Source organism: Alicyclobacillus vulcanalis (genome assembly GCF_900156755.1).
GTDB lineage: Bacteria > Bacillota > Bacilli > Alicyclobacillales > Alicyclobacillaceae > Alicyclobacillus > Alicyclobacillus vulcanalis.
On the sequence record NZ_FTOO01000002.1, the window covers coordinates 68,454 to 94,296 of the forward strand.

Consider the following 25,843-nt stretch of genomic DNA (forward strand, 5'->3'; position numbering starts at 1 on the left):
CGCAAGAATCGATATCACCTGTCACATACTACATGGCCGATTCGCTTCTGTCCACTGGGGGGCAGCGGCCCGCGCTTTCGAGCCTCGTCGTGCATGTGGTCCTAAGCCGGATCGCATACTAACGGACTGCAACGACACGACGGGGAGGGCTGGATGTGAGGGAAGTCGCCAATGTCACCCTGAGCGCACAACATCGTCCCTGGTCGTTTTCTTTTGGCGGACTGGACGTGGAAACCGAATTTGAAGCGCTGCTCCACACCGGGCGTGGCTCCCGAGATGCGGACTGGGAACTCTTTCGCCTGGCCGCCATTGCGCGGCAAGCGTGGATGGCGCCTGCCTTTGATCAACTGCTGGCGCTCGAGCACGTGCAGTTCACCCCGCTCCCTCATCAAGTGGAAACCGCTCTTCGCGTCGTGCGCGATCTGCGTGGGCGCGCCATTCTAGCCGATGAGGTGGGGCTTGGAAAAACGATTGAAGCCGGACTCGTGCTCAAGGAATACCTGGTTCGCGGACTGGTCCAGAAAGCCCTTGTGCTGGTCCCCGCATCGCTCGTGTCGCAGTGGACCCGCGAGTTGACCCAAAAATTTCGGATCAGCGCGACGCCGCAGCGGGACGAATGGACCTGGACAACGGAGGGCGTCATCGTCTCCTCTCTAGACACGGCCAAAAGGCCACCGCACGCCGACCGAATCCGAGAACAGTGGTGGGATCTCATCATCGTCGATGAAGCCCACAAGCTGAAAAACCCGAACACAAAAAATTTTCAATTCTTAAATCAACTGCAGCACAAGTATATGCTGTTCCTCACAGCCACCCCGATCCAGAATCAGCTTAAGGAACTGCATACGTTGGTCACCTTACTCAAGCCTGGCGAACTTGGGAACTCGGCCGAGTTTTCAGAGCGATTCGTCGCAAGCCCCAGAAAGCCGAAAGATCCCGCAGGGCTCCGGCAGACGGTGAGCCGCGTCATGATCCGAAACCGCAGGGAGGATGGGGCGCTCGAGCTTCCGAAGCGCCACGTGCAGACGCTTCCGGTGGAGCTAACGCCCGACGAGAGAGCCTTCTACGAAGCCGTGCAAGCGTTTCTACGCAGCGAATTTGAGCGCTCTCGTCTCGCCCACACGTCCATCCTACCGCTGATCACACTTCAGCGAGAAATCTGCAGTTCGGCGTACGCGGCGCTCTTGTCCCTGGAAAAGATGATGAAAAAGACCCGCGATCCCGACCGCGCCCGGCGCCTTTCGGCGTTGATCGACCAAGGTGCCGCGATCGGGAGGTACGCGAAGGTCGAGACCGTCTTGCGTATGTTGGAAAATGCGCCAGACAAGGTGATTATTTTCACCGAGTACCGCGCTTCGCAAGATTTCTTGATGTACACGCTGAAGAAACACGGCATCAGCGCAGTGCCGTTTCGAGGAGGCTTTCGGCGCGGAAAGAAAGATTGGATGCGCGAGCTCTTCTCGAAAAAAATCCGAGTGCTGGTGGCGACCGAATCCGGCGGAGAAGGTATTAATCTTCAGTTTTGCAATTACATGATTAACTACGATCTGCCGTGGAATCCGATGCGGCTGGAACAGCGCATCGGGCGCATCCACCGGCTGGGCCAGACGCAGCCGTGCCACATCGTGCACCTCGTTACGCAGAACACCATCGAAGAGCACATCATGCGGGTCCTGCAGGATAAGATTCGCATGTTCGAGGCCGTCATCGGCCGAGTCGACGAGATTGTAGCCGACGTCCGATTTGACCGGTGGGAGAAGCTGATCTTTGAGGCCGCGATGACGAGCCGCGACGACGAGGAATTCGTGAACCACCTCAGGTCCATTCAGCTCGACGACCTCGTCGCTCGGAAAGGGGGTACACGATGATGTCGGAGGCACAAACGCGTGGCCCGTTGCGTACGGAGGAAGAGCGGCTCGTGTTTTGCGACCGCTACTTCACCTCCGTTGGAGCACGAACCCTCGTCGCACGGCCGATGTACAGAGAATACGAGCTCCCGGTCGACGTGGACAAAGAGCTCATCGAGCGCCCATTTTATTGGATGTGGGTGGAAGCCACACATCAACCGGTGGAACCGACGGTTCTGCGACTCGCGTTTGATGCCGACGCACAAGCGCGGGAAGAGGCTCGCCTGAATCAGGACTCACCGAGCTCGGCCTTTCCTTGGTCACCCAAAAAGCGCGTGGAACGCATCGACTTCGGCGCCCACTTGTTTGACAGAATTTTGATGAGCGCGGCCAGGCGAGGTCGAACGGCATCCGTCCGCGAGGGCCAACCAGGTGCCGAGATCGTGCCCTGGTTGATGGTGAACGGCGTATTTGCCTACACCGCCGATATGAATCGCGAAGAATGGTTCTCATACGCCGTCTGTTTGGACAACCTTCAAATCGTCGATCGCTTCTACGAGCGAATCAAGCACCGAGACCTGGTGGGCGCCCCCGCGTCCGAAATTCTGCGCCACAGCCGCCACACCTTTCAGGATGCGTGGCGCACCCTGCAGCGCGCGCTGACCGAGCACGCGGACGCACAGGACCCGCAGTGGGCAGAAGAGGCGATGACCCGGTTGCGCGGTGACTTGGCACAACTCACGGCCTACTACGACAGCTTGCTCGCCCGCGCGTCTGAAGATGAGCGCAGCGCGATTCTCGAAGAGCGCGACCGAAAGCACGCCGCCCTGCTCGAAAAGAGCGCACCACGCGTCGAATGCCGCATTCATCAGGTCGCTCTCATCGGCCTGTGTATCCGCCAAGGCCGCGCCACGAAGCTGTAACTTCTCCTGCCCGCGTCAAACGAGCGTCCGCAGATGACGCTGGCGGGCATCTGGGCCGTCCATCTTCACAAGAATGGACATGCTCATCACACGAGAGCGCAACGGCGCCACGGTGTCCAACAAATCGTCGGCACCGCGACGATAAGCCTCCGGCGGGCTAAAATTGCTCGTAAACCACGTCGACAACTTCTGGTGAAAGCGATAATTGATCACTCGAAACAGCTTTTCCATGCTAAATTCGTTCGCGCGCTCCTGAGCGAACTCGTCGATCCCGAGCACGGGGACGGTAGATAACGTTTCCAGGAACGGTTCCAAGTCGTCCCCGGCGGCGAGCACATGCCGCATGTGGTCGAACAAGGAGTCAGACCGAACGACGAGGGACGGTATCCCGCGCCGCTGCAGCTCCCGAAACACGGCAAACATCAGATGTGTCTTCCCCACGCCCGGAGGCCCGAACAGGTACAGCCCCGCTCTCGGTCCTTGTTGGGGACTCCACATGAGGGCAAAGTCGCGCGCGTATTGCAGTACCTTGGGATATTTGCGAGCTTGTTCGTGCGGGAAATTCTCGAAGCGGAATTCGTCACCTAACTCCGTGACGCCGGCGAGCTTTGCGTATCGCTGCACCCGCTCTTTCACCACGTACTCCTGAAACGGCGCACAGCGGCGCACACGGGTCGAAAGGCCGCGAGCATTCACCTCTAAAACCTGTTCAAAGCCTCGCATATCGCCCGTCTTCCCACAGTGCGCATACCCCGTGCAACGCTCGCAAATCCCCTTTTGGCGCAGGTATTCATACAGCAGAGCTCGATGGCGCAGAATGGTCTCCTCAGAGACGGATGCCTCTCGGAGCTCCGGAACCTCGCGAAGAAAATACGAGGCATCGTAGTTGTCATCTGACGCGTTGGTGCGTGGAAGCATTCGTTGGATATGCTGCACGTGGCTTCGCCCCTTCAGGCCGGTTCCAGCCCACCCGCAATCTCTTCCGCAATGGCATGCGGCGATTTGCCATCGACATCGACGATCTGCGACGCGACTTCGTCGTAAAGCGCGCTGCGTTCACTCATTAAGCGCGCGATCCGCTCCTCGAGCGGATACCCGGCCAACAACGGTCGATGCTCCGCTTCGGATCGAAGGCGGTCCGCGAGTGTGGACGCCTTGGCTCGGAGGTAGACCACATGAAACTGCCGCCGCAGAATTGAGCGATTGGCCTCGGCGATCACGACGCCTCCCCCAGGCGCGACCACGATATCCGAAGCACAGGCGTATTGTGACAACCGTTCTGACTCAAGGGCGCGAAACGCGGACTCTCCATCCTCCTTAAAAATCTCCTGGATGGTCCTCCCCGAAACGGTCTGAATGTCCGAATCGAGATCAACAAAAGCGTATCCGAGGCGGCGCGCCAACACGGGACCCACGGTCGACTTGCCGCACCCCATAAAGCCTATTAACGCCACACGCAACGTGTCCATCACTCCATTGATGACCGCGGGCCATTGTCTTGCCATGATACCACGCCATGCGAGATCGTATCGTACACAAAGGACATTGTATCTGAGACGGCCCCCTCTGTCACTCGAATCGATACGTGGACCTGTCCTCCAGACACCGAGCTCGTCACGACCACGGGATGGCCCGCCACGTTTCTCTGCGCGGAGGCTGGCAACGCCGTACCTTGCGCCAGCGCCGCTTCCGCGGATCGTGCGAGTGCCAAACCGATGGCTTTGCACTGCAGAAAGCTCAAGTTCCGCACCTCGGAGCGGAGTGCAAGGGCGCCGGCTGCCATCGTTGCTCCGGCCAGAAGCGCAAGACCTGACGTGCACGCCAGGACGTACCACAAGACGAACCCATCGTCATGAACCCTCCGGCGGGCTTCAGACCTCATGATTTCACCCCGCATTCCCAACGTCCCAGGACAACTTTCGACCGTCCATGGTTTGACAGATGACCGTGAGAAGCCATCCGATCGGGGCTGAGCGCACGGACACCATCCATGCGCGCACGTCGGTCGCGATGACGCTCGTGCCGCCACCTGCCTGGACCCGGACGAGCTGGTGATTCGCATTGACGTAATACGTGTAGATGGTCCCATTGCACTCTTGCAACACCAGGCTGCCCGCCGTTCCGCTTGCGCGCAACGCGGCATGGACGTCCTCCGCCAAGGTGCGGCGTACGCTGTCGAACACCGCCCAGTCCAGCTCGACTTGACTCAGGCGTCCCGCTCCTTTCAAGACGCCGATGATCGTCATGCTCCAGGTGAAAAGCACCAAGGCCCCGATGGAGATCGACAAGAGTGTTTCAAGGAGAGAAAATGCTTCGGGTGCATGAGGGAAGAACCAAGGTGCGGACCGCGCGGCCCTGGAGGACCACAGTGATCTTTTGGTCCACACAGGCCGTGGATCCCACATCCGGCGCCTGCGCAACCAGAATTTGATACGCCTGATTCTCTTCCTGTACCGCCTGAGGAATGGAACTGCCATGCGTGACATCCTCCATCAGTCGCGTCTCCACGGCCTCGATTTGTTGCATGACCGCCGTCTTCTGGAGCACGAGATACGCGTGGGATTGCGACATCCAAATCGCCGGGACAATCACCACCAAGACGAGCACTGCAAACACGTTTTCCCACAACGTCACCCTTCCCATCCCCCCGTTTGCCAACCGGCGCCCATGTACAGGCGAATATCGTCTTCGTGATGTCCGTCCGTCAATCGAATCACACCTGCGGCCTGGGCGTTGCCGAGGTTGTCATACGAAATCACGTGCACGGGCAACTGCAGATAACCGTCGACGTAGTGAATACCGGCCGCAAACTGCTGAGACGCGAGTGTTTGGGTGCCTTGAATGAGTCGATAGCCGGTATCGTATGGGTCCAACCACACTTCTGCATAGGTGTCACTCGTCGCCGCGAGATTTTGCATCGCGCGCAGTTGTGCGACAAGGGTCGAGGCGGTGGCGCGAAGCGCCATGGCTCGTTCGATCGATACCATGGCGCCGGCTATTCCTAGGAAGCACGTCGTAGCAAGCGCCATCACGATCATGACCTCGAGCAGGGTGAACCCTTCCCCACCCTTCTGGTGGATGTCATGGGACGATGCAGCGCTCGGCACCTCACATGCCTCCCGGCGATAGACAAGTCACGGCGATGTTGTTGGCGTCCGCATCTTGAATCACATAGTTCCCGGAGAGCGCATCATTGGAGAGCAGCCCGTCCGATACGAGCGTCTGAATCTGCTGGGCGGAGTTGCCTGTGGGAAGCTGTCCATGAATGAGCTGGTATTCTGCGAGCGCGGCCGAAATGGTCCGAACATTACCGGCGCAAGCTGTGTTCTGGGCCCGACCTGACGCACGCAACAGCTGTGGGGTGATCATCACAATGAGAATCCCGATGATCACCACGGCAATCATAATCTCGATCAAGCTGAACCCTGTCGTGCGAGCATCGCGTTTCACCTCAACGGGCTGCACCTGGATACACCTCCCATGGGTTAGGACAACTGAGCGATGGCTTGGTACATGGGGACCATGATGCTGTAAACCATGACACCTACCACCAGCCCCACGGCGGTCACGGCCACCGGCTCGGCGAACTGCGCGATGGTCTCTAGGCGATGAACGATGTCAAACTGCATCAACTTTTGGCCTTCGCGCAGGCGGTCCGCGACCTCACCCGTCGCTTCTCCCACCTCGAGCAGCGTCAAAAAGAGCGGATCGAGCACGTGTTTTGCGGATGCGAAAGCTTCATGGAGTGAGAACCCTTGTCGCAGCCTCTCGTGAACGTCCTGCAGGTGTCGGTCGAAGCCTCGGCCCTTGTTGGCCATCCACGCGACGGCTTCCCAAGCGCCAATGCCGGCCTCGAGTTGAGAAGCAAGTTGGTCTGCCACGCGCTCTGTTCGAATCTTAAGCAGTAGCATCTGAAACGGGACGGGGATGGGAGCCTCAGGCCAACGGCGCTTCACGATGTAGCCCATGGCGATGAAGATAAGCGCGCTGGACAAGAGCGCGAGACATGCGCCGGACATCAGGGCGGGATCAAACCGACGATGGGCGGCTGGACCAGGCAAGAGCGCGCTCAGCCTTTGCAACGTGGGCAAGACGGCGACGACCATAAAGCCGAACAGCCCATACGTGCCGCATAACAACATGCAGGGATAACCCAACTGCTTGAACATCGTCTGGCGCCAGCGAACGCGTTCCAACATACCCGCTGCCACGCGCTCGAGACTCTCCGCAAACGTCCCTGCGTGTTCAGCAGCTAGCAGACTGCGCCAGTCCGCGTCTCGGAGGTCCATCGAAAAGGCGTCGGAGAGCGGCTCGCCGCGCTCCACCTGTCGCTCCACGGCGGCTGACAGAACCGAGCCGATTCTGCCAGAGCTCGCTCCAAGGGCGGACGCGGCCAAACGGACGTCCACACCCGCCCGCAGCATGCGCGAAAACTGCATCAACCAGAGGGCCATGTCGCGCTCTCGGTGAAGCAGGCGGATCCATTCGCCCGCAAGCATCCCGGGCCATCGACTTCTAGCGCGCCGACGCAAAGCTCTGCCCCGCCTTGGCGTCTTTCAACGCGCGCCCGGGCGTCGCCTGGGAGCCGGCCTGCCCGTGAAAGAGTCTCTCTGCCCCGACTGCGCGATAACTGCGGTCGCCCCCCGCTGCCCCCGCTTCTACAAAGACGACTCCGGTCAAAACCTCTTCCAACACGGAACTGGAAACTCCGAGGTCCAAAAAGCGAGCGATTACGCCCATGGGGCGGCGAGCATGCACGGTGGCAAGCACGAGCCGCCCGGACATCGCGGCGCGACATGCTGCCGTTGCCGACATTTCATCGCGAACCTCTCCGACGAAGATGACGTCGGGATCCTGCCGAACCATGGCGCGTAGCGCGGCATCGAACGTCAGGCCATGCTTGTCTTGAATTTCAATTTGGCGACAACCGGGCACGCGGACTTCAACGGGTTCTTCGAGCGTAAGGACAGACCGCCCGTGGCGAAGGACGTGCGCCAACATCGCATAGGCGGCAGTCGTCTTGCCTGCACCTGTGCGACCCGCAAGCGCGATGAGGCCTCCATCCTGCCGTAGCCAATCCTGAATGCGAGACAAAAGGGCGCTTGACAAGCCGAGGTCTTCGAGAGAGCGAGGAGCCAAACCGTCGTGAAACAGCCGGAGCACCAGAGACTCACCGCCGAAGACGGGAACACAGGATGCGCGAAAGTGGGTCAAGTGGTCATCCGCTATCCATTGAAAACTGCCTTCTTGCGGCGTGTGCCTCACGGTGACGTCCATCCTGGCCATGGCTTTCAGGCGACGAACGGTTTCTTCTCCCAGCGAAAGTCCCGTCAGAAATGGCACCATCGCTCCCGCGACGCGAAAGGACACGTGCAAGAAGCCCTGGGCGAGATACAGATGGATGTCGCTCGCGCGCGCCCGAATGCCCGCCGTGAGAATGCCATCTACGATCTGTGCGGTCGTCATTTTGTCCATGCGACCCTCACGCTCCCTTCGCCCACATCATTCGCGAAGCGAGCACAGCTTTCCTTTTTTCTGGAAGTTAAAAATCAAATGATTTTGTGAATTGCGCGCGGCGAAGGCGCGCGAGACATGCCAAATCGCCGCGCATAGGGTGGCCGTGGATGAGGGGGAGTCACAGGTGGTTCACAGGGGAAAAACACCACTCGTACTGCACAATCTCGACCTGCTTGCCTGCGGGAACGAGTAACAGCAGCCGCCTTGCAACCCAACGGAGCATGTCGTCCGAGCGGCTCGGACAGCGGTCACCACCAGGGTGGCTGTGGTAGGTCGCCCAAATCTCCATAGGTTCCTTTTCGAGATCGCGTAGAATTTCAAGCCAGAGCACAGCATCGAGCGCGAAGCTCTGACGGGTAGCCACGGCCGGCAGCGCCATCGCGTAAGCCTGGCCTCGGCGGAGAACAACGAGACCTGCACACTCCAAAGGAAGTGACTGCCTCGCGTGCAATTCGAGCGCAGGCCGCAGGTTCACGGGCAGCGTCTCCGGGACTTCAATCCACAGAGGAGGTCCCTCCCTTGCACACGATGGGCCCATCTGTGGCCCCTCAGCGTTTCCTGGGAAACCCGTGGCATGACGCCCGCAAGGGTTGCAGGTCCATGCCGGCTGAGCCACTCCTTCAGCCGCTCGCCGGCACGGCCCTCGCGTCAATCCACAAAGTCAAAGACCATATCGCCGATGCGGATGACGTCGCCGTCTTGCGCGCCATGCGCGCGAAGCGCGTCGTCCACACCACGCGATTTCATGATGCGTTGAAATCGTTTGACGGCATCGTATTGATCGAAGTTCGTCATTTGAACGAGCTTTTCGATCTCCGGGTGCTCGACGACGAATATCCCATCCTCGCGATAAATCTTGATAGGTTCTTCCTCCGCCAGCCGATAAACTTTTCGAGCCGTGGCGTCCGCCACTTCCGCCTCGCGGGAGGCCGGTTCAGGCGTCATGTCCACCAGTTGATACAGCCGTTCGGCGAGCGGCTGAAGCCCTTGGTGAGTGACACCCGAAATCGGGTACACCTCGAGATGGGGATACGCTGCGCGAAACCGGGCCAGATGTTCCTCGGCGTCGGGCAAGTCCATTTTGTTGGCCGCCACAATCCGCGGACGGTCCGCGAGCTCCGCGCGGTATCGGGCGAGTTCCTCTTCGATGACGCGATAGTCTTCGACGGGATCGCGCCCGTCCACGGCCGCCATATCGATCACGTGAACCAACACCCGCGTCCGCTCCACGTGACGCAGGAACTGATGGCCTAGGCCCCGCCCCTCGTGCGCACCCTCGATAAGGCCGGGTAAGTCCGCCATGACAAACGACCGGCCCTCGGAAAGTTCGACGACGCCCAACTCGGGATGGAGCGTCGTGAAGGGATACGCGCCGATTTTAGGCTCCGCTCTCGTCATCGCGCGGAGGAGCGTGGACTTGCCGACAGACGGATACCCCACGAGGCCCACGTCCGCCAGCACGCGGAGCTCCAGCTCGATGGTTCGTTCTTCGCCTGGCTCGCCCTTTTCCGCGATCTCAGGCGCTTTGCGCACCGAATTCGCGAAGTGGGCGTTCCCACGTCCGCCGCGGCCGCCGCGCGCCACAACCAGCCGATCCCCTGGGTGCACGAGATCGCCTAACCATTCGCCCGTGTCGCGATCGCGCACGACGGTGCCGGGCGGCACTTTGACGACCAAATCTTCGCCGTTGGCACCGTGGCGATTGGCTGGTCCCCCGGGCTCGCCGGACTTCGCCTTAAAGTGGCGCTGATACCGAAAGTCCACGAGCGTGCGCAGGCCCTCGTCCACCACCAGCACGACATCTCCGCCGCGGCCGCCGTCTCCTCCGGCCGGGCCTCCGCGCGGCACGTACTTCTCGCGACGCCAGGACACAATCCCATTGCCACCATTGCCGCCCTTCACGTAAATGACCGCGTGATCCACGAACATGTCATCACCCCCTCACAAATTGAATCTGTGGATACCGCAATTGCCAGACGTCCGCGTCGAACGGGTCGTCCGGCGCGTCCACCAAGACGCCGTGTGCGGTGATGGTGACCTTGAGGCGGACCCGCTTGCCGGCGACGGCAAGCTGCCCCTCCAATTCCTGCAGGAAGGAACACCACTGGGACGCAATGCCTTCCCCAGGCATGGTCTCCACGCGAAGGTCGACCATCACGTGAGGACAACACGCGAGCGTCCATACCATCGATTCGGCGCCAGAAGGGACCGCTTGCTGCGCCTGTCCCAGAGACTGCAACCATTCGGCGAGCCGGTCGATTGCGGCCAGAGCACGATCCGGCCGATCCATCTGTACAAGTGCCCGAATGATTTGCAGCTGATTCAGGACGTCGTGCCGATGGCGGCGAAACGCCTCGAGGCTCGTCTGTCGCTGGCTGGCATCGGACACGAGCCACCCTCCTCAACACAAAAAAGGCAATCTGGCACGCTGCTGCGCACAGACTGCCTCGCGGACACATCGATTACTTCGCGACGACTTCCGCCTCGTTCGCAACTGGATATACGCTCACGCGCTTCTTGCCTTTCCCGAAACGCTCGAAGCGAACTTGGCCCGTCACCTTGGCGAACAGCGTGTCGTCCTTGCCGATACCCACGTTGCGCCCGGGGTGAATCTTCGTGCCTCGTTGCCGAACGAGAATGCTCCCCGCGTGCACAACCTTTCCATCCGGCTCCTTGACGCCGAGGCGCTTCGAAATGCTGTCGCGGCCGTTCCGCGTCGAAGAAGCACCCTTTTTATGCGCAAATCGCTGCAAATCAAGTCGCAACATCGTGATCATCCCTTCTCGTCCTTGTAGAGCGCACGCCGTGGCGCTCAGCGATCAGCGGGCCTGAACACGGCGGATGCGCACGTGCTCTGGATACTGCTCCGCTACCTGTTCGATGCCAAATACCATGCTGTCGAAGAGCAACTTGGCACGAGCGTCCAACGCCTCAGGAAAACGGCACGTCAACGCTTCGCCGACATCCTGCACGTCGAATCGCGCGCCCGCAAAGCGCTCGGCGGAATTCACAAAATTGTAGACAAGTACGCTCACAGCTGCACAGACGATGTCCTGTCCTGCTTCTGCGTATCCGGCGTGTCCCCGAACGCGAAAGCCCTCGATGCCATCGCCGTGCAGGAGGAGTTCGACCTCGATCATGCGAGCTGGATGGACTCCACCGTGAGCTTGGTGTAGGGCTGACGATGTCCTTGCTTCTTGTGGTAATTCTTCTTCGGCTTGTATTTGAACACGACGATCTTCTTACCGCGCCCGTGTTCCACCACTTTGGCGATCACCTTGGCGCCCTGCACATACGGCGAGCCCACTTGGACCTGGCCATCGTTCTGAACCAGCAGCACCTTGTCCAACACGATTTCCGATCCGGCCTCGCCGTCGAGCTTCTCCACCACGATGGTGTCGCCCTGACGGACCTTAAGCTGTTTTCCACCGGTCTCAACGATTGCGTACATCCGGCAACGCTCCCTCACTCAGACTCGCTGCTCCGGCAGGCCGCGCGAACGCAAGCCTTTTGCAGCCGGCGACATGCGGTTACAGTGACACACTTCGAGCATTTTATCACAACTTGCGGTCGGCGACAACGTCGGTATGGGGCAGTTGAGATACCGGTGCGTCCCACGCACCGGCAAAGACCGCGTCGACGATTTCCCGCTCTTCGAGGATATCGATCACGCGCTCGTCGCGATCGAGCACATACACCATGTGGACGCGATCGGGGGAAAACTGCCGGACCACGTCGCGCACCGGCGTATCCCAGCGCGCCACAAGCGTCCGGGCGCGAGCGACAGGCAAAGCTTTGCTGCGCTTGCCATCCAGGAAACGTATGATGTCGACGCGCACATCCCGCAGGCCCTGCCACGCGGAGAACGCGAGAAACAGCCCAAGGACCAAGGCGCCGATGTGCGGCCTCCCCGCGAAAAACGCGGTGACGCCGAGAACGACGAGCAGCACCGCAATGCCAAACCCCATACGGTACGCCCCTTCCGTCGCGCGCGCATAACCCACGCTGCGGCTTCGGCTCGCCCGCCAAAGTCGTCCGCCGTCAAGCGGAAGGCAGGGGAGTAGGTTAAAAATCGCGAGCCACAGATTGCACGAGACCCAAGACGCATACGCGTCCGACGAGACACCGCCCGCGGCGAGCGCCAGGCCCAGCCACCCGAGCCCGAGGTTGACGAGGGGCCCCGCGAGTGCGACCAGCGCTTCGTGGCGAGGGGCGCAGCCGAGATCGCCGTTCGCCAGTCTCACGACCCCACCAAACGGCAAAAGCTCGATCTGCTCGATCTCGTAACCGAGCGCTCGCGCGACCACCGCATGTCCCGTCTCGTGCAGCACGACGCAGAGAAACAGCACGATCACCTGCAGGCCCAGGTGAGCGACGACCGCAGCGACGGCGGAGAACAGAAAGAGCGGGTGAATGCTCACCCGCGTTCCCACACGCCGAAGCCTTCGTCGCCCGAGGATCATGACTTGCCTCCCGCGAACGACACCCACAGCTCGGGATTTTCGTACGTTCCGTTTTTCTCCACCGAAAAGCGAAACACCGGGTGCGCGGGCGCACGAGGCAAGGTCCCGAGCTCCTGTCCGCGCAACACAATCTCGTCCGGATGCACCGCCACCGAGCCCAGTCCGCCGTAGAGCGCGATCCCGGCCGCGCCGTGATCGACCTTGACGAGGTACGTGTTGCCCGTCTGATACACGCCGAGCACCGTCCCCGGTGCCACCGCCTGGACCGTGTCGCCGGCGTCGCCCTGCACCCAGACCTCGGGGTGATTGGGGCCGTAGCCTTGAATGACGCGGCCGTAGACGGGGGCACGAGCGGTCTGAAGGGCTTGAGAGACGCCCAACGAGACAGGACGCACATGGAGCCGAGCCAGCACTTCATCCAGGGCCGACTGGAGACGAGACGTGTAGTCCACGTCAAACACATCCACAGCTCGTGCGGCGAGGGACGCGGGAATTCGAGGATCGTGCTGAAGGGCATAACCCGATGCGACAAGCACGATGGCGCCAAACAGCTGCCAGGTTAAACGCGATGTTCCACGGGAAGCGCCAGGTTTCTTGGCTCCAGCTGGCTGAAAGCCGCGCGAGGCCTTGGCACGCATCCGCACGGGATGCAGCCATGCCGCGCTTTCCACCTGCCGGATGCTGCCATCGTCATCTGCGTAGCCAAGGGGAGAGATCGGCGACTCCGGCCATGGGTCGGACTCGGCGGTGGTCCACCGGCTCGGCGCCTCGCAGGCATCCGGCGTGACCTCCGATGTCTCGGTCGCCGGTGAAGGTTCTTGACGTTTCCGCGGCCAGGCTCGAATGTTTCGTGGCATACCCGTCCTCCTCTCATGACATCTCTACGCCACGAGGAGGACAGGTATGCCCGCCGCTTGGCAGGGCGTCAGCGCCCGCCGACCCACTTCCGGAGCCTGCCCCAAAGGCCCGCCTTGTCCTCAAGGTGCATGAGCGGCACCGATTCACCGAGAATGCGCCGGGCGATGTTGCGGTATGCCGTTGCTGCGGGAACCGCGGTATCGAGCACCACGGGCTCGCCGCGGTTGCTGTTGCGAATGACGCGCTCATCGTCGGGGATGACGCCGAGGAGGTCACACCCCAAGACTTGGACGATCTCGTCGATGTCCAGCATGTCACCCCGCTTGACCATCTCTGGGCGAATCCGGTTGACCACGAGCCTCGGCTCCCCGACCTTGTCGCGCTCCAGGAGCCCAAGGACGCGATCCGCATCCCGAACCGCCGTATGTTCCGGCGTCGTCACGACAATCGCCATCTCGGCCGGCGCGACCGCGACGCGAAAACCTTCCTCGATCCCCGCTGGACAGTCGATCATCACGAAGTCGAAAGACTTCTTCAGCTCGTTCACCAGTTCGACCATTTTTTCGGCTGTGAGCGCCCGCTTGTCCTTGGTCTGCGCCGCCGGCAAAAGGACGAGGTGCTCGAAGCGCTTGTCGCGAATGAGCGCTTGCTCCAGCCGACAGTCGCCGCTGGCTACGTCGACAATGTCGTAGATGATCCGGTTCTCCAAACCCATCACGACATCGAGATTGCGAAGCCCGATATCGGCGTCGACCATGCACACCTTTTTCCCAAGCAGGGCGAGCGCCGTCGATACGTTGGCCGTCGTGGTGGTCTTGCCCACGCCGCCCTTGCCGGATGTCATCACAATCGCGGTGCCCACTCACATCACCTTCGCTCTTCGCGACCGGAACGTTTTCGAAGTTTATGCCACGGTAGAAAGTACTTCATTTCAGCCACGCGCATCTCGCGGCCATCCAAGTACGCGTACTCCATCGTCGCGCGCATCTGAGGGGCTCGGCTGACGACGTCGGCAATGCGGATCTGCATCGGAGCGAACTCGGCGGCCGCAACCACCGCGGTCTCATCGCCAGCCACGCCCGCGTGCGCGATGCCAAGCAGGCGGCCAAAGACGTAGATATCCCCTGTGGCTTCCACCACGGCGCTCGGATTCACATCCCCGATGATCACGACATCTCCGTCGAACGAAAGGGGCTGCCCTGACCGAACCAGCCCGTGGTAGATGTGTTGGATGCGAGTTCCTGGTTGCCGACGCGAAGCCGCATCGCGCGCCTCCGGCAGATGGCCCCAGGCCCGCAGCAGAAAGTTGTCCCGCTTGCGAAACACGTCGAGGATGCGCCAAGTCTCCTGGGGAGTCAAGGATCTTTTACCGTAGTCGACATAGATGTCCACGGTGGGGCCCTCAAACAACTTGCCGGTTTCCCCCGTGATGAGGGTTTCAAGGTACGTGCACACGCGTTCGACGTCCGCCCGCTCATCGAGCAGAAACGTCAGTCCCTCGCGGGTTCCCTTCACGGTGACCGGAGGCCTATGATCCATCAGTGGCTCACTCTCTAAAATCAACGGCAGCTCCCTCCAGGATGGCGCGATCGCCCAACAGGCAGTATTCGCCCTGAATTCGACGATTTCCTTCCGAAGACGTGAAATCGACGTGATCAGGGCGAATCCGCGTGATGCAGGGCATCGTATCGGCGCCTGCGAGGGCGACTCCATAGCCCACGGATGAGCGGGTACAGGAACAGGGCCACAACGCCATTGACAAACATGGACTGAAGCGACGCCGACAGCGCGAATTGAAGCGAGTCGCTCGTCAGCTCAAACAACCGCATGAAGCCGTAGGTAAGCCACGAATGCACAAACGACAAGACCATCGTCGTCAAGAAGGCGATGGCGAGATTCTTCTGCATAAATTGGCTGAACACAGCCGCGGCGATATAGGCGATCAGGCCGTAGGCGAACGCGTTCAATCCGATGAACGGGCCATAGCAGACATCTTGAATGAGCCCGATGACAATCCCAAACACCATGGCCAAATTCGCGCCTCGAAACAAGGTGAGCAGCACGAGGATCACGAGCACGAAATCCGGATGAATCACGTTCATCGGCGGGATTTCGAACAACGTCGCCTGAAGGATGAGACCGAGCCACAACATCGCGAACGAGACGGCGGCTTTCACGGCGTACTCCCCTGTGCCCGGACGACAAACACGTCCTGAAGAAAGTCCATCTGCGCCGCGGGCTGGACGATGGCCGCTTTCGCGGTGTTATGCGCTCCGTAAATCACCTTCGTGATGGTGCCAATCACCAGACCCCGAGGAAACACATCGCCGAGCCCGGAGGTCACGACCTCGTCTCCCACGAGTTGCGAAGCAGGCAGCTGAATGATTTGCCCGAGAAAGTCCAAGTTCAGCTCGCCAGGGTTGGAGGTCGAACCCGTGATCACGCCAAACGGTTGCATATGACTCGCCTCGACCAAGGCGGATACGCCATCGCCCAATTCGGTGTCGGTGATGAGCACCACGCGGGCGCTGTGCGCGCTGACCGTATCCACCCGTCCGACCAGACTGCCGTCCGGTGCGACCACCGCCATGTTCGGCGCAACCCCATTCGCGCTCCCCACGTTGATCGTGAGGGCCGAATTCCACTCGGACGGCTCCCGCCCCACCACGGCGGCTGGAATCTCATGCAGCTGGCTCGCCGTGCGCTGGTAAAAATGGAGCATGGTCTCCAGGCGCTGATTTTCCGCCTGCGCATCGGTCAACTGCGCGCGGAGGGCCTGATAATTTTCCATTTCCTGCTTCAGAGCCGCGTTCTCTTCGTACATTTGCCGCAGATTGGTGAGCCCCGCAAAGAATCCCGTGAGCTTGCTCACCGGCCGATACACAATGCTCGAGACCGCGCTCTGCACGTCCATGAGCACTCGTTCTGGGAAAGTCGCTCGGCGACCCGTCTGCGACAGCGTGAGCCCGGCAATAATCATGAGCACAATGAAACTGCCGAGAATCAGGAACAGCCGGCGACTCGTCAAATAACGGGACACGAATATCCCTCTTCTCCGTCACCTTATGCCCGGCCCTGTGCCCGCCGCATGGCGGCCGAGCGCTTGCGGTAGACATCGTAATTGTCGAGCGCCTTCCCCGTACCGATGGCGACGCAATCGAGCGGGTTCTCCGCAACGAGGACGGGCATGCCGGTCTCGCGGGACAGGCGCTTGTCGAGATTGCGCAACAGCGCCCCGCCACCCGTCAGCACAATGCCCCGGTCCATGATGTCGGCGGCGAGCTCCGGAGGGGACTTCTCCAACGTCACCTTGACGGCGTCGACGATGGCGAGCACGGTATCGGACAGGGCTTCGCTGATCTCCTTCGAGGTGATGGTCACGTTCCGGGGCAACCCCGTCAAAAGGTCGCGCCCGCGGATTTCCATCGAGCGCTCTTCATCAAGGTCATCCGCAGCCCCGATTTGAATTTTGAGGTCCTCTGCAGTCCGCTCGCCGATCATCAGATTGTACGTCTTTTTCACGTACTGAATGATGGCCTCGTCCATCTCGTCTCCCGCCACGCGGATGGACCGAGACGTGACAATCCCACCCAACGAGATGATGGCCACCTCCGTGGTACCGCCGCCAATATCCACCACCATCGATCCGGTCGGTTCCCCCACCGGCAAGCCCGCGCCGATGGCGGCAGCCATGGGCTCCTCAATGACCTGTGCGTCCTTCGCGCCTGCCTCCAACGCCGCGTCCTCCACCGCGCGCCGCTCGACCGCCGTGATGCCCGAGGGCACGCTGATCATCACGCGCGGCTTTCCAGACCAGGACGACTTCGTCTTCATCGCCTGGCGAATGAAATGGCGAAGCATGGCCGAGGTCGTCTGAAAGTCGGCGATCACGCCGTCCTTCATCGGCCGGACGGCGACAATGTTCCCCGGAGTGCGACCGATCATCTGCTTCGCCTCTGCCCCGACCGCCTCGATGCTGCCGGTGTCCGTGCGAATCGCCACGACCGAGGGCTCACGCACGACGATCCCCTTGCCTTTGACGTACACCAGCGTGTTGGCCGTACCCAGATCGACACCCATATCTCGAACAGAAAACATCAAAGCGCGACTCCTCTCATGGAATGGAATTCAAATACCCTTCCGCGCGCAGGCTGACAAACCGCCCGTCGCCAATCACGATATGGTCCAGCACCTCAATCCCAAGCACCCGCCCCGCCTCGACGAGGCGCTTCGTAACCGCGATATCTTCAGGGCTCGGAGATGGGTCGCCGCTGGGGTGATTATGTATGCACAAGATGCTCGAAGCACTGATGCGGATGGCTCGGCGAAAAATCTCGCGCGGATGTACAATCGAAGCATCCAGGCTGCCCACCGACGACGTATCTTCAGCCAAGACCCGGTGCTTCGTGTCCAAAAGAAGGGTAACAAAATGTTCCTTTTTAAGATACCTCAGCCGGTCCATGACATACTTTGCTGCGTCTTCGGCCGTCCTGATCTGCCGCTTATCGCCCGGAGGCTTGCGCGCCACTCGTCGCCCGAGCTCCACGGCTGCGGCAATCTGCACAGCTTTCGCCGGACCAATGCCAGGCACGGCCAACAGCTCGGCCACCTCGAGGTCAGCAAGCCTGTCGAGATCTCCGAGATACCGACAGAGCGATTGCGCAATCTCGTACACGTTTTGCTTGCCGTTCCCTGACTGCATAATGCAAGCCAAGAGCTCGTCCACACGAAGGGCACTCGGGCCGAGGCGCATCAAGCGCTCACGCGGTCCATCTTCCAGCTCGGATGCCAAGCAAACATCCCAGTCCATCTGCATCCCACCTCGTTCCTCTGCATGGGCTCAGCATACGGAAACGAGGGGCATGGAACAAACCACGTTAGTGAAAACAAGGATACAGGCGTTGAACACCCAAAAAAAGGGTCCGGTTCGTCCGGACGGATCGCAAAACTGGGTGTCTCAACCATCCAGCTCGACCTGCTCGTGCGTCGAAAGAAAGAGCACGTCGCGACGGTACTATTGTGAACATGTTCGACACGGTTCGTCAATGCCCCATTTTCGACAGTTCCATTACGCCCGCCCGGCCGCAAAGCTTGAGCCAATCGTCGAGCGCCTCGACCGCCTGCATCTCGCAACGCCGTGGGTCTCCCCTGCGGACCGAGGCGAGCATGGCCTGAAGGGCCGTGCGCAACTGAACCGCGACCTGACCGCCGCCCCCCGGCCAGCTGGACCAAACGCTCGGAGGAACCGCCAGCGCGTTCTGGAGCGCCCGCGCTGCGTCCACCTGTCTTCCTCCATCGGCTGCCCAGGAAATCGAGGTCAACAGGGCGCTTTCAGCCAGCGCCAGAGCGTCCGACGCCTGGCGCACGGCGCCTTGCGACACGACGCCCTGCACCGTGACCTGACCCGCGCGAAGCCGGATCGCCTGAACCCGATAGTCCGAAGGGCGAAGCCGAGCGGCGTGAAACCAGTGGGCCATGCCGACGGGCGTCAGGGCCAGCCAAGCGGATGCTCCCGAGCGACGGACAGGAACCGCCAAGGTCGCGGACAGCCCGGGATAGGGAATGGACGAGGATGGCCCCGGCGCGACACTCGCCGGTGAAACGCGCGTCGCTGCGGGCAACCCGCCCACGGCGGACACGGGCGCCGCGAGTTGGTGAAAGCCGACCAAAGCAAGGGAGCCGAGCATCATGCCCGTCGCGAGCCCGGTCTTCAGTCCCGCGCGAAAGCGGCCCTCGCCTTCCGGCAGCACCCATTGTCGGATGGACGCCAAGAGGCGCAGAAAGCGCGAATCGGTCGGCGACTGCGACGCCGACTGCGCAATACGCGCCCGCATCGCAGCCAGCGTGATGGTCGTTTGCCGAGGCTCCACGCGGAGAATGGGCTCGGTCTGCTCTCGAGCGGCGCTGGAATTTGAGAGCGTCCAGCTCTCTTTGCCCATGCGGACGCGAACGGTATGCGACGTCTGCTTGTGCGTTTCGTGGTTCGTTTGAATGGGGTCCGACGCGTTCAACCCGATCGCCCTCCCGGCCGCTGCACGTGATGGATCACGGCTAGTCTATGAACGGGAGGCAACGGGTATGCTAGACGGAGAAGGTTGAGGGGGAACGCCCCTGCGCGAACCCATACGGAAAGACTCGCGCCAGGGGCGAAAAGTTCAATGGGCGTCTTGCGGAGAAAAGAGATAGTAGGTGAGATGACCGTCGGTGTAGGTGTGCAGCGTGGCCCCAATGAGCGAATCCATTTCCTCTACGGGCACCATCCATACGCCGTCCACCCGCACAAGAGGCGCCTTGAGATGGACCGCTTCGCCATCGACCCGGACAAGCCCGGAACGCTCGTCGATCTCGACCTCGTGCCCCTCGTAGGAGAACCGCGCCATCCCCCGAGAGGTTTGCAGCACGACATCGAGGTTTTGAGCGTAGTGATTCAGGCTGAGATACGTGGTGCCGCGAATGACCTCCGGCTGCATATCTGGGGACACGGGTTCACCGGTCGTCGGATCGAGAAACACAGGCGGGTTCTGCGTGTTCCAGTCAAACATGTTCATGATCGATCCGGCGAGCGAGTCGTACGACGCTGGGCCCAACGAGCCGAGGCCCCAGTTCTCCTCGATGAACCGCAGAACGGAAGTCTGGTCGATGAGCGTGTTATCGACAAAATTGTGTTTGGCGTAGGGCGAGATGACGAGGAACGGCACCCGCGGTCCATAGCCCGCCCTGTCGGTCCCGTTTTGCAGAACCGGCGTGCCACCGAGCACGTCCACGGCCTTGTCGCTCGATCCGTTCACGAGCGGAGGCATGACGTGATCGTACCAACCATCCGAGTCGTCATAGGTGATGATGATGGCGGTGGAGGACCAATCGGGCGACGCCTCGATTTGATTGATGGTCTGGACCAGCCAGCGCTGTTCGTCGAGGGGATCGGAATAGCCGGCGTGACCGTCTTCGTATTCGGGAGCTTTCAGGAAACTCACGGCGGGCATGTTTCCGTTTTGCAATGCTTGGAAGAAATTCGTGATGTCGTACTGGTGGTTTGCCTGATCCGTGCGCCCGATCATCGCCACGCTCGTAGGCGGCAGATGATTCGGATTTGCCGTAGACGCATAATACTGGAACGGCTCATGGTGTGCGCTGTAATCGGTGGTTTCATCTGTGCCGGCGATATTGTTGTCCTTGGCGTTCGGATTTGCAAAGCCGCCCTGGAACCAGCCCCAGGTGACCCCCTTCGCGTTTAACAGGTCGCCGATGTTTTTGCCGGCCATCGCCATGGTCATGCCTTTGGAGGCGCTGTCGTAGTAGGGATCGATGTCGCCGATGTCGACGCCGTTTGGCGTCACGGCATTCGGAAAGTTTTTGCTGCCGGGTGGCACGACTTGTGCGGCGCCGCTGGTCTCACTTGAAGAATAAACCGTCGCTCCCGCGGTGTCGCCCGAAATCAGGTTGATGGCGCCAGGCGTAGACGGGCCGTACTGCGTGCAGTACGCGTTGTCGTTCAAGGCGAAGTGTTGCGCGTAATACCAGAGCGCGGTGACCGTGTTTCCGTCGTAGTAGTCGAGATCGATGGGATTTCCGCGGCCGACCGTATTGATAAAGTTATCCATGCGGCCCCCGTCCACGGCCTGCTGCTCCGGCGTGTAGTTGTGGTTCATGTCCGGCGTCACGGCTTGGGAACGGTCGAGGCGCTGCGGATTCACGCCGTTGGGATTGTGCGTGAGAAGGCTTCCGGACAGGCCATTGACGCTCGGGGTGCCCGGCGCGGCGTAAAAGGGCGGCTCGCCGGCTGGATTGGCGGCGTTCGGATAGGTGGCGAAATAGTGATCAAAGGAGACGTTCTCGTCGAAGATGACGACGAGGTGATGAATGGGCGTGAGCGTGTTCACTTGCGGAACCACGGTGTCGCTGGCGAGCGCTTGGGGCGACAGGGTGGCAAACAGGGCCACGGACGTCGCGAGCGCGGCGGACCATCTCTTTCCCTTCTTCACAGTGTGGGAACCCCCTCTACACAGAGATGCTACGAGCCGAATGTAGCCGGACAGGATGGAGAGACGGTGAACGTCAAGTGAATCTTTCGAAAAGATTCCGTGTGAATTGAGAAAAACCGTCCCCTGTCCGCAACTGCCCCTGCGAAAGTGAGGCCGCTGGCTTTGCAACACACAAAAAAACAGGGCCTCACACAAGGCCCTTCCTCACCCTTACCCCTATGCCGCTTTCGATTCACCCCAGAACGTACACCGTGATGGTGCGAGCCCCCCACGCATCGGCCTGCGACAGCGACGCCATGCAGATGTCGATGCGATCTCCCACAATGGCCGATCCCGTGTCGGCGGCGATGCACACCCCGATGCCCGGGATGTACACCCGCGAACCTAACGGAATCACGCGCGGGTCGACCGCAATCACGCCAGGCTGTGCAGGCACCCCCGTCGCGGTCATGCCCCCCGCCACATACGCGGTCGCGACGACCGTCAGCGACTCGCGGATGAGCCCGGGATCTGGGTTGGACGATCTCGTCGCAAGCGTCGATTGCACGGGCTTCGGCTGGGCTGTGCCCACCTCGACCACCGCATCCACAGGCTCCCTGACGACTCGTTTGACCACCCGCGTGGCAATGCATTTGCCATCCCGATAGACGCGCGTCGTCTGAACTTGCAGCAACCCTTTCACACCGTGCGTCACGTATTGAACGTGTCCTTGAAGAAGGTCATTGGTCGTGCGACGTATGGTCTGAAACGGTATGTCCTGCGTCTCGGTGGTGGTCTCGGTCACGTAGCTGTGAATTTCGATGGTCTCGCCTTGCCGGATGAGATCCCCCGTCTTGACGTTCATTCGATCGTGCGGCGTCAGTTCAATGTGTTGCGCCTTCAAGAGTTCACCCACGGTTTTGGCGAAGGTCCAGACCGTCTCCGTCTTGCCTTCGACGTCCAAAACCACTTCCTTGGGACTCTCAATGGTCACGATCTCGCCATTGACGACTGAGCTATCGAGTGCCGGGCTGACGCGGTCCCTCGAACCGATGTGGACGCCGTGCTGCTCTAGGAATTCTTCCAAGGTTCCGGTCGAAAACCCACGCAACACCTTGCGCTGCCCATTGTCTGACACCGTGATGGTCTTGTAGGTGCTGGCGACCACCGTCCCCGCACCTCCAAAGCCGACGGCTGCCGCCGTCACAGCTGCCACCACGGCTTTCGACTTTGGTAGACGCACTCCCTCACCTCTTTCCGTTTTCTCCCTGACGGATAGGGGGTCGGGCTGCGGACAGTATAGCGAGATTGGGCCGGGAATGCAAACCACGTTCTGTAAGCGCATTCGCCGGCGTTCTCTCGGCAGCCTGAACGGTTGCCTTTAGTGTATGAGATAAGCTATGGCGGATGGACGGGAAACATGTCGAGGACGTTGAAAATCATTTCGAGGAAATTCGACAACAAGAGGACGGGGAACATCGGGCGTGCCGGTTCCGCCGTCCTCCTGCAAAGATCGGTGTCCTCCTGCAAAAATCCGCGCCAAAACCCTGCCAAGCCGCTTCAGACGAGCGCCTGGCGCTCCGGGACCTGCAGGATGTTGGCGAGCCCCTTCGCCACCTTCCACACATCCCCCGCGCCCATGGTCAGGACGAGATCGCCCGGGCGAACCGTTTGCGCCAAGTACGCGATGACATCATCGTGCGTCGGCAGGTAGCGCGTGTTCGGATTGCTCGTGCGCGCGATCTCGCCTGCCAAGCGGGCCGCCGACACGCCATCGATCTTTCGCTCGCCGGCCGGCGAATAGATGTCGCACAAGATGACCTCGTCGGCTTCGTCAAACGCCTTGGTAAACTCCTCGAACAAAAAGAACGTGCGCGTGTACCGCTGGGGCTGGAATACCGCCACGATGCGCCTGCCTGTCGATCGCGCCGCCGCGATAGTGGCGCGAATCTCCGTGGGGTGATGTGCGTAATCGTCGACAATCAGCACGCCGCCCACGTCCGCCACAACTTGAAACCGGCGTTTCGCGCCATGAAATCTCGACAAGGCCTCTGCCACCGCCTCGAAGGTCAGCCCAACTTCCATGCACACCGCGATGGCGGCCAGGGCATTGAGCACGTTGTGCTTGCCCGGCAGGGCGAGTTGAAGCGTTCCGACGCGATCGCCGCGGATGAAGACGTCGGATCGGGAGGCGCGATCGCCGAGGTTCACGGAACGGGCGGTGATGTCGGCGTCCTCCGCAAACCCGTACGTGATCACGCGACAGCGTGCGGCGGACTTCAGCTCCCGAAGTTTCGCATCGTCTGCCGACATCACGAGCAGGCCTTCCGCCGGGATTTGGCGAATGAACGTCTCGTACGCTCGCACGAGGTTCTCGAACTTGCCGTCGTAGTGCTCCAGGTGGTCCGCTTCGACATTCGTGACCACGGCGATGGTCGGTCGGTAGTGAAGGAACGATCCGTCCGACTCGTCGGCCTCCGCCACGACGAACGGGCCCTGACCCGCCTTGGCATTGTCGCCGAGATCGGCCACGACGCCGCCGACCACGAACGTGGGATCCAGGCCGTTTTGCTCCATGGCAAACGCGATCATGGACGTCGTGGTGGTCTTGCCGTGTGCACCCGTGACGGCGATGCCGACGCGATCGTCCATCAATCGTGCGAGCATTTCACTTCGGTGAATGACCGGAATGTTCCGGGCTCGAGCCGCCTCCAGCTCGACGTTGTCCTGTTTCACGGCCGTGCTGTGCACGACGATATCCGCGCCGTCCACGTGTTCGGGCCGATGCCCGTAATACACCGTGGCGCCGCGCGAAGCGAGTTTTTCCGTCAGCTCATGACGAGAAACATCCGACCCCGACACTCGGTAGCCGAGATCCAGCATCACCCGCGCGATGGCGCTCATTCCATAGCCGCCGATCCCGACGAAATGCACATGTTCCGTACCGCGCACGCGCCTCACCGTCCTTTACCGCCATTCCTCTGCTCCAAGTGCAATGATAGTGTTCCGCGCCAATTCCGCCATATACAAATTTCCCCAAACCACCAAGGGCTCGGGTTCGGCCAGCGCCTCCTGGATCGCGGCGTCGATGGACGCCATCACGCGAATCGGGAGATCGGGCCGGAGCTCTCTCGCCCACCTCGCCAGCTCTTCCGGATGGGCCCCGCGCGGGTGCGGCGAACGCACCACCAACATGTCGCACGCGAGAGGCAACATATGGCTCAACATGCCTCGCACGTCCTTGTCGGCAAACGCAGCAAAGATCATCCGCCATCCCCGCGCCCCAAGCCCCTTCCCCAGGCGCACAAGCGTGCGGGCGAGCGTGCGAGCGCCCTCCTCATTGTGCGCTCCGTCGATCACGACCGCACGTCCGCCGACGTGAAACACTTCACAGCGAAGCGGCCAGCGCACGCCCTCAAGGGAAGCGAGCGCCTGCGCCCATCGCTCGGGCGGCAAGGGTCCCTCGCCCACTTCCAACATCGCGAGACTTACGGCGGCGTTTTGCGCCTGATACTCGCCCGACAAGCCCAGGCGGACCGAGGGGGCATCGCGAAACAGGCCGCGATACGCCCCACGAAGGCGAACGCCCGCGCCGATGGAGGTGAACTGCACGTCTCGGCCTACGCGAATGAGCCTCGCCCCGAGCCGCTCGGCCGTGCGCTCTATGACACGGTACGCGCCATCCGCACAGGCGGTGACTACGGGCACGCCCTCCTTGATGATCCCTGCCTTTTCTCGCGCGATGTCGACGAGCGTCGGCCCGAGAATCTCCACGTGATCGTAGGACACGTTGGTGATGCCCGTCACGTGAGGCCAAACCACGTTGGTGGCGTCGAGACGGCCGCCGAGCCCCGTCTCCCACACCACCCGCAGAACGCCCGCCGCCCGGAACGCGAGCAGAGCGACCGCCGTCAGCACTTCAAATTCCGTCGGCGGATCGGCGGGATCGGCGGCATGCATGACCGCTTCGACGTGATCCGCGAATGCCTGTTCGTCGATCGGCTTGCCGTCCACCGCGACGCGCCCGTTGAAGCCGCCCAAACCGGGCGACGTATACAGCCCCGTTTTGTAGCCGAGCGATCCCAGCATGGCCGCGAGCATGGCGCAAACCGACCCCTTGCCGTTGGTGCCGGCGACGTGGTAGAAGCACAATCCGTCCTCGGGATGATCCAACTTCGACAAAATCCGACGCATCCGGTCTAAACCGGGCTTCATGCCGAACCGCCGGAGCGTGGAGATGTACTGACAGGCTTCGTCGTACCGCATCGGCCGCC

At 61.2% G+C, this 25,843-nt stretch carries 29 protein-coding genes; 2 read left to right on the forward strand and 27 right to left on the reverse strand.

Translation table 11 applies throughout. The features are described 5' to 3' along the window. Window positions 1-155 precede the first annotated feature (155 nt). Both BW934_RS02705 and BW934_RS02710 read left to right on the forward strand, forming a co-directional pair. Entirely contained in the window at window positions 156-1,868 is a 1,713-nt protein-coding gene (locus BW934_RS02705) for a DEAD/DEAH box helicase (RefSeq protein WP_076344879.1), read from the forward strand. Next, complete coding sequence (locus BW934_RS02710) at window positions 1,868-2,770, forward strand: YqhG family protein (protein ID WP_084182470.1); 903 nt, start codon at window positions 1,868-1,870, stop codon at window positions 2,768-2,770. Before BW934_RS02705 ends, BW934_RS02710 begins: the two co-directional genes overlap by 1 nt. 15 nt (window positions 2,771-2,785) lie before the next feature. On the opposite strand, the gene zapE is transcribed toward BW934_RS02710, so the two are convergent. The 27 genes from zapE to BW934_RS02850 form a co-directional block, all read right to left on the reverse strand. Continuing rightward, the gene (gene zapE, locus BW934_RS02715; protein ID WP_076344881.1) at window positions 2,786-3,706 is read right to left on the reverse strand and encodes an AFG1/ZapE family ATPase; all 921 of its coding nucleotides are present in this window, start codon (window positions 3,704-3,706) and stop codon (window positions 2,786-2,788) included. A 14-nt stretch (window positions 3,707-3,720) separates the two neighbouring features. Next, window positions 3,721-4,275 carry a shikimate kinase gene (locus BW934_RS02720; protein WP_234969500.1) on the reverse strand — a complete coding sequence of 185 codons (555 nt, stop codon included), beginning with the start codon at window positions 4,273-4,275 and terminating at the stop codon, window positions 3,721-3,723. 381 nt (window positions 4,276-4,656) lie between these two features. Then, window positions 4,657-5,016, reverse strand: coding sequence for a hypothetical protein (locus BW934_RS02730; protein ID WP_143232509.1), 360 nt, complete (start codon window positions 5,014-5,016; stop codon window positions 4,657-4,659). A 49-nt stretch (window positions 5,017-5,065) separates the two neighbouring features. Then, window positions 5,066-5,413 carry a hypothetical protein gene (locus tag BW934_RS02735; protein WP_076344889.1) on the reverse strand — a complete coding sequence of 116 codons (348 nt, stop codon included), beginning with the start codon at window positions 5,411-5,413 and terminating at the stop codon, window positions 5,066-5,068. Continuing rightward, window positions 5,401-5,877, reverse strand: coding sequence for a type II secretion system protein (locus tag BW934_RS02740; RefSeq protein ID WP_234969501.1), 477 nt, complete (start codon window positions 5,875-5,877; stop codon window positions 5,401-5,403). The genes BW934_RS02735 and BW934_RS02740 overlap by 13 nt, the downstream gene beginning before the upstream one ends. Window position 5,878: 1 nt before the next feature. Then, entirely contained in the window at window positions 5,879-6,235 is a 357-nt protein-coding gene (locus tag BW934_RS02745) for a competence type IV pilus major pilin ComGC (protein WP_234969503.1), read from the reverse strand. 20 nt (window positions 6,236-6,255) lie between these two features. After that, complete coding sequence (locus BW934_RS02750) at window positions 6,256-7,269, reverse strand: type II secretion system F family protein (RefSeq protein ID WP_076344893.1); 1,014 nt, start codon at window positions 7,267-7,269, stop codon at window positions 6,256-6,258. Window positions 7,270-7,285: 16 nt separating this feature from the next. Then, complete coding sequence (locus BW934_RS02755; protein WP_076344895.1) at window positions 7,286-8,245, reverse strand: GspE/PulE family protein; 960 nt, start codon at window positions 8,243-8,245, stop codon at window positions 7,286-7,288. 160 nt (window positions 8,246-8,405) lie between these two features. After that, window positions 8,406-8,762: a M67 family metallopeptidase gene (locus tag BW934_RS02760; RefSeq protein ID WP_234969505.1), complete on the reverse strand. Its 357-nt coding sequence runs from the start codon at window positions 8,760-8,762 to the stop codon at window positions 8,406-8,408. 173 nt (window positions 8,763-8,935) lie between these two features. Next, window positions 8,936-10,216 carry a GTPase ObgE gene (obgE, locus tag BW934_RS02765; protein WP_076344897.1) on the reverse strand — a complete coding sequence of 427 codons (1,281 nt, stop codon included), beginning with the start codon at window positions 10,214-10,216 and terminating at the stop codon, window positions 8,936-8,938. Window positions 10,217-10,220: 4 nt separating this feature from the next. After that, window positions 10,221-10,676: a Spo0B domain-containing protein gene (locus BW934_RS02770; protein WP_076344899.1), complete on the reverse strand. Its 456-nt coding sequence runs from the start codon at window positions 10,674-10,676 to the stop codon at window positions 10,221-10,223. Between the two features lie 73 nt (window positions 10,677-10,749). Further along, entirely contained in the window at window positions 10,750-11,055 is a 306-nt protein-coding gene (gene rpmA, locus BW934_RS02775; RefSeq protein ID WP_076345374.1) for a 50S ribosomal protein L27, read from the reverse strand. A 51-nt stretch (window positions 11,056-11,106) separates the two neighbouring features. After that, on the reverse strand, window positions 11,107-11,427 hold the full coding sequence (locus tag BW934_RS02780; RefSeq protein WP_076344901.1) for a ribosomal-processing cysteine protease Prp: 321 nt from the start codon (window positions 11,425-11,427) through the stop codon (window positions 11,107-11,109). Further along, window positions 11,424-11,738, reverse strand: a complete 315-nt coding sequence (rplU, locus tag BW934_RS02785; protein ID WP_076344903.1) for a 50S ribosomal protein L21 — start codon at window positions 11,736-11,738, stop codon at window positions 11,424-11,426. Before rplU ends, BW934_RS02780 begins: the two co-directional genes overlap by 4 nt. Before the next feature lie 106 nt (window positions 11,739-11,844). Next, window positions 11,845-12,750, reverse strand: coding sequence for a site-2 protease family protein (locus BW934_RS02790; protein WP_076344905.1), 906 nt, complete (start codon window positions 12,748-12,750; stop codon window positions 11,845-11,847). Then, the gene (locus BW934_RS02795; protein ID WP_076344907.1) at window positions 12,747-13,607 is read right to left on the reverse strand and encodes a murein hydrolase activator EnvC family protein; all 861 of its coding nucleotides are present in this window, start codon (window positions 13,605-13,607) and stop codon (window positions 12,747-12,749) included. The genes BW934_RS02790 and BW934_RS02795 overlap by 4 nt, the downstream gene beginning before the upstream one ends. A 68-nt stretch (window positions 13,608-13,675) precedes the next feature. Next, window positions 13,676-14,470 carry a septum site-determining protein MinD gene (gene minD, locus BW934_RS02800; RefSeq protein WP_076344909.1) on the reverse strand — a complete coding sequence of 265 codons (795 nt, stop codon included), beginning with the start codon at window positions 14,468-14,470 and terminating at the stop codon, window positions 13,676-13,678. Between the two features lie 5 nt (window positions 14,471-14,475). Next, entirely contained in the window at window positions 14,476-15,147 is a 672-nt protein-coding gene (locus tag BW934_RS02805) for a septum site-determining protein MinC (protein ID WP_234969506.1), read from the reverse strand. Window positions 15,148-15,263: 116 nt separating this feature from the next. Continuing rightward, the gene (mreD, locus tag BW934_RS02810; protein ID WP_076344913.1) at window positions 15,264-15,785 is read right to left on the reverse strand and encodes a rod shape-determining protein MreD; all 522 of its coding nucleotides are present in this window, start codon (window positions 15,783-15,785) and stop codon (window positions 15,264-15,266) included. Continuing rightward, entirely contained in the window at window positions 15,782-16,648 is an 867-nt protein-coding gene (gene mreC / locus BW934_RS02815) for a rod shape-determining protein MreC (RefSeq protein ID WP_076344915.1), read from the reverse strand. The genes mreD and mreC overlap by 4 nt, the downstream gene beginning before the upstream one ends. Before the next feature lie 23 nt (window positions 16,649-16,671). Beyond that, window positions 16,672-17,706, reverse strand: a complete 1,035-nt coding sequence (locus tag BW934_RS02820) for a rod shape-determining protein (RefSeq protein ID WP_076344917.1) — start codon at window positions 17,704-17,706, stop codon at window positions 16,672-16,674. A 16-nt stretch (window positions 17,707-17,722) separates the two neighbouring features. Beyond that, a complete protein-coding gene (gene radC, locus BW934_RS02825; protein ID WP_076344919.1) occupies window positions 17,723-18,424 on the reverse strand; it encodes a RadC family protein in 702 nt (233 codons plus the stop codon). 226 nt (window positions 18,425-18,650) lie between these two features. Continuing rightward, window positions 18,651-19,619, reverse strand: coding sequence for a hypothetical protein (locus tag BW934_RS02830; RefSeq protein WP_076344921.1), 969 nt, complete (start codon window positions 19,617-19,619; stop codon window positions 18,651-18,653). A gap of 144 nt (window positions 19,620-19,763) precedes the next feature. Beyond that, complete coding sequence (locus BW934_RS02835) at window positions 19,764-21,590, reverse strand: phospholipase C (RefSeq protein WP_234969509.1); 1,827 nt, start codon at window positions 21,588-21,590, stop codon at window positions 19,764-19,766. Between the two features lie 232 nt (window positions 21,591-21,822). Beyond that, window positions 21,823-22,812 (reverse strand): 3D domain-containing protein, encoded by a 990-nt coding sequence (locus BW934_RS02840; RefSeq protein ID WP_076344923.1) that lies wholly within the window; start codon window positions 22,810-22,812, stop codon window positions 21,823-21,825. A 317-nt stretch (window positions 22,813-23,129) separates the two neighbouring features. Beyond that, the gene (murC, locus tag BW934_RS02845) at window positions 23,130-24,521 is read right to left on the reverse strand and encodes a UDP-N-acetylmuramate--L-alanine ligase (protein WP_076345378.1); all 1,392 of its coding nucleotides are present in this window, start codon (window positions 24,519-24,521) and stop codon (window positions 23,130-23,132) included. Window positions 24,522-24,536: 15 nt separating this feature from the next. Then, the gene (locus BW934_RS02850; protein ID WP_076344925.1) at window positions 24,537-25,835 is read right to left on the reverse strand and encodes a bifunctional folylpolyglutamate synthase/dihydrofolate synthase; all 1,299 of its coding nucleotides are present in this window, start codon (window positions 25,833-25,835) and stop codon (window positions 24,537-24,539) included. Window positions 25,836-25,843: the final 8 nt, after the last annotated feature.

What these genes read in the sequence shown, in the direction of transcription:
- BW934_RS02710 (WP_084182470.1), top strand. Translation starts at nt 1,868, where the DNA reads ATGTCGGAGGCACAAACGCGTGGCCCGTTGCGTACGGAGGAAGAGCGG.
- BW934_RS02720 (WP_234969500.1), bottom strand. Translation starts at nt 4,275, where the DNA reads ATGGCAAGACAATGGCCCGCGGTCATCAATGGAGTGATGGACACGTTG.
- BW934_RS02730 (WP_143232509.1), bottom strand. Translation starts at nt 5,016, where the DNA reads ATGACGATCATCGGCGTCTTGAAAGGAGCGGGACGCCTGAGTCAAGTC.
- BW934_RS02735 (WP_076344889.1), bottom strand. Translation starts at nt 5,413, where the DNA reads ATGGGAAGGGTGACGTTGTGGGAAAACGTGTTTGCAGTGCTCGTCTTG.
- BW934_RS02750 (WP_076344893.1), bottom strand. Translation starts at nt 7,269, where the DNA reads ATGCTTGCGGGCGAATGGATCCGCCTGCTTCACCGAGAGCGCGACATG.
- BW934_RS02755 (WP_076344895.1), bottom strand. Translation starts at nt 8,245, where the DNA reads ATGGACAAAATGACGACCGCACAGATCGTAGATGGCATTCTCACGGCG.
- obgE (WP_076344897.1), bottom strand. Translation starts at nt 10,216, where the DNA reads ATGTTCGTGGATCACGCGGTCATTTACGTGAAGGGCGGCAATGGTGGC.
- rpmA (WP_076345374.1), bottom strand. Translation starts at nt 11,055, where the DNA reads ATGTTGCGACTTGATTTGCAGCGATTTGCGCATAAAAAGGGTGCTTCT.
- BW934_RS02780 (WP_076344901.1), bottom strand. Translation starts at nt 11,427, where the DNA reads ATGATCGAGGTCGAACTCCTCCTGCACGGCGATGGCATCGAGGGCTTT.
- rplU (WP_076344903.1), bottom strand. Translation starts at nt 11,738, where the DNA reads ATGTACGCAATCGTTGAGACCGGTGGAAAACAGCTTAAGGTCCGTCAG.
- BW934_RS02790 (WP_076344905.1), bottom strand. Translation starts at nt 12,750, where the DNA reads ATGATCCTCGGGCGACGAAGGCTTCGGCGTGTGGGAACGCGGGTGAGC.
- BW934_RS02795 (WP_076344907.1), bottom strand. Translation starts at nt 13,607, where the DNA reads ATGCCACGAAACATTCGAGCCTGGCCGCGGAAACGTCAAGAACCTTCA.
- BW934_RS02805 (WP_234969506.1), bottom strand. Translation starts at nt 15,147, where the DNA reads ATGGATCATAGGCCTCCGGTCACCGTGAAGGGAACCCGCGAGGGACTG.
- BW934_RS02820 (WP_076344917.1), bottom strand. Translation starts at nt 17,706, where the DNA reads ATGTTTTCTGTTCGAGATATGGGTGTCGATCTGGGTACGGCCAACACG.
- radC (WP_076344919.1), bottom strand. Translation starts at nt 18,424, where the DNA reads ATGCAGATGGACTGGGATGTTTGCTTGGCATCCGAGCTGGAAGATGGA.
- BW934_RS02850 (WP_076344925.1), bottom strand. Translation starts at nt 25,835, where the DNA reads ATGCGGTACGACGAAGCCTGTCAGTACATCTCCACGCTCCGGCGGTTC.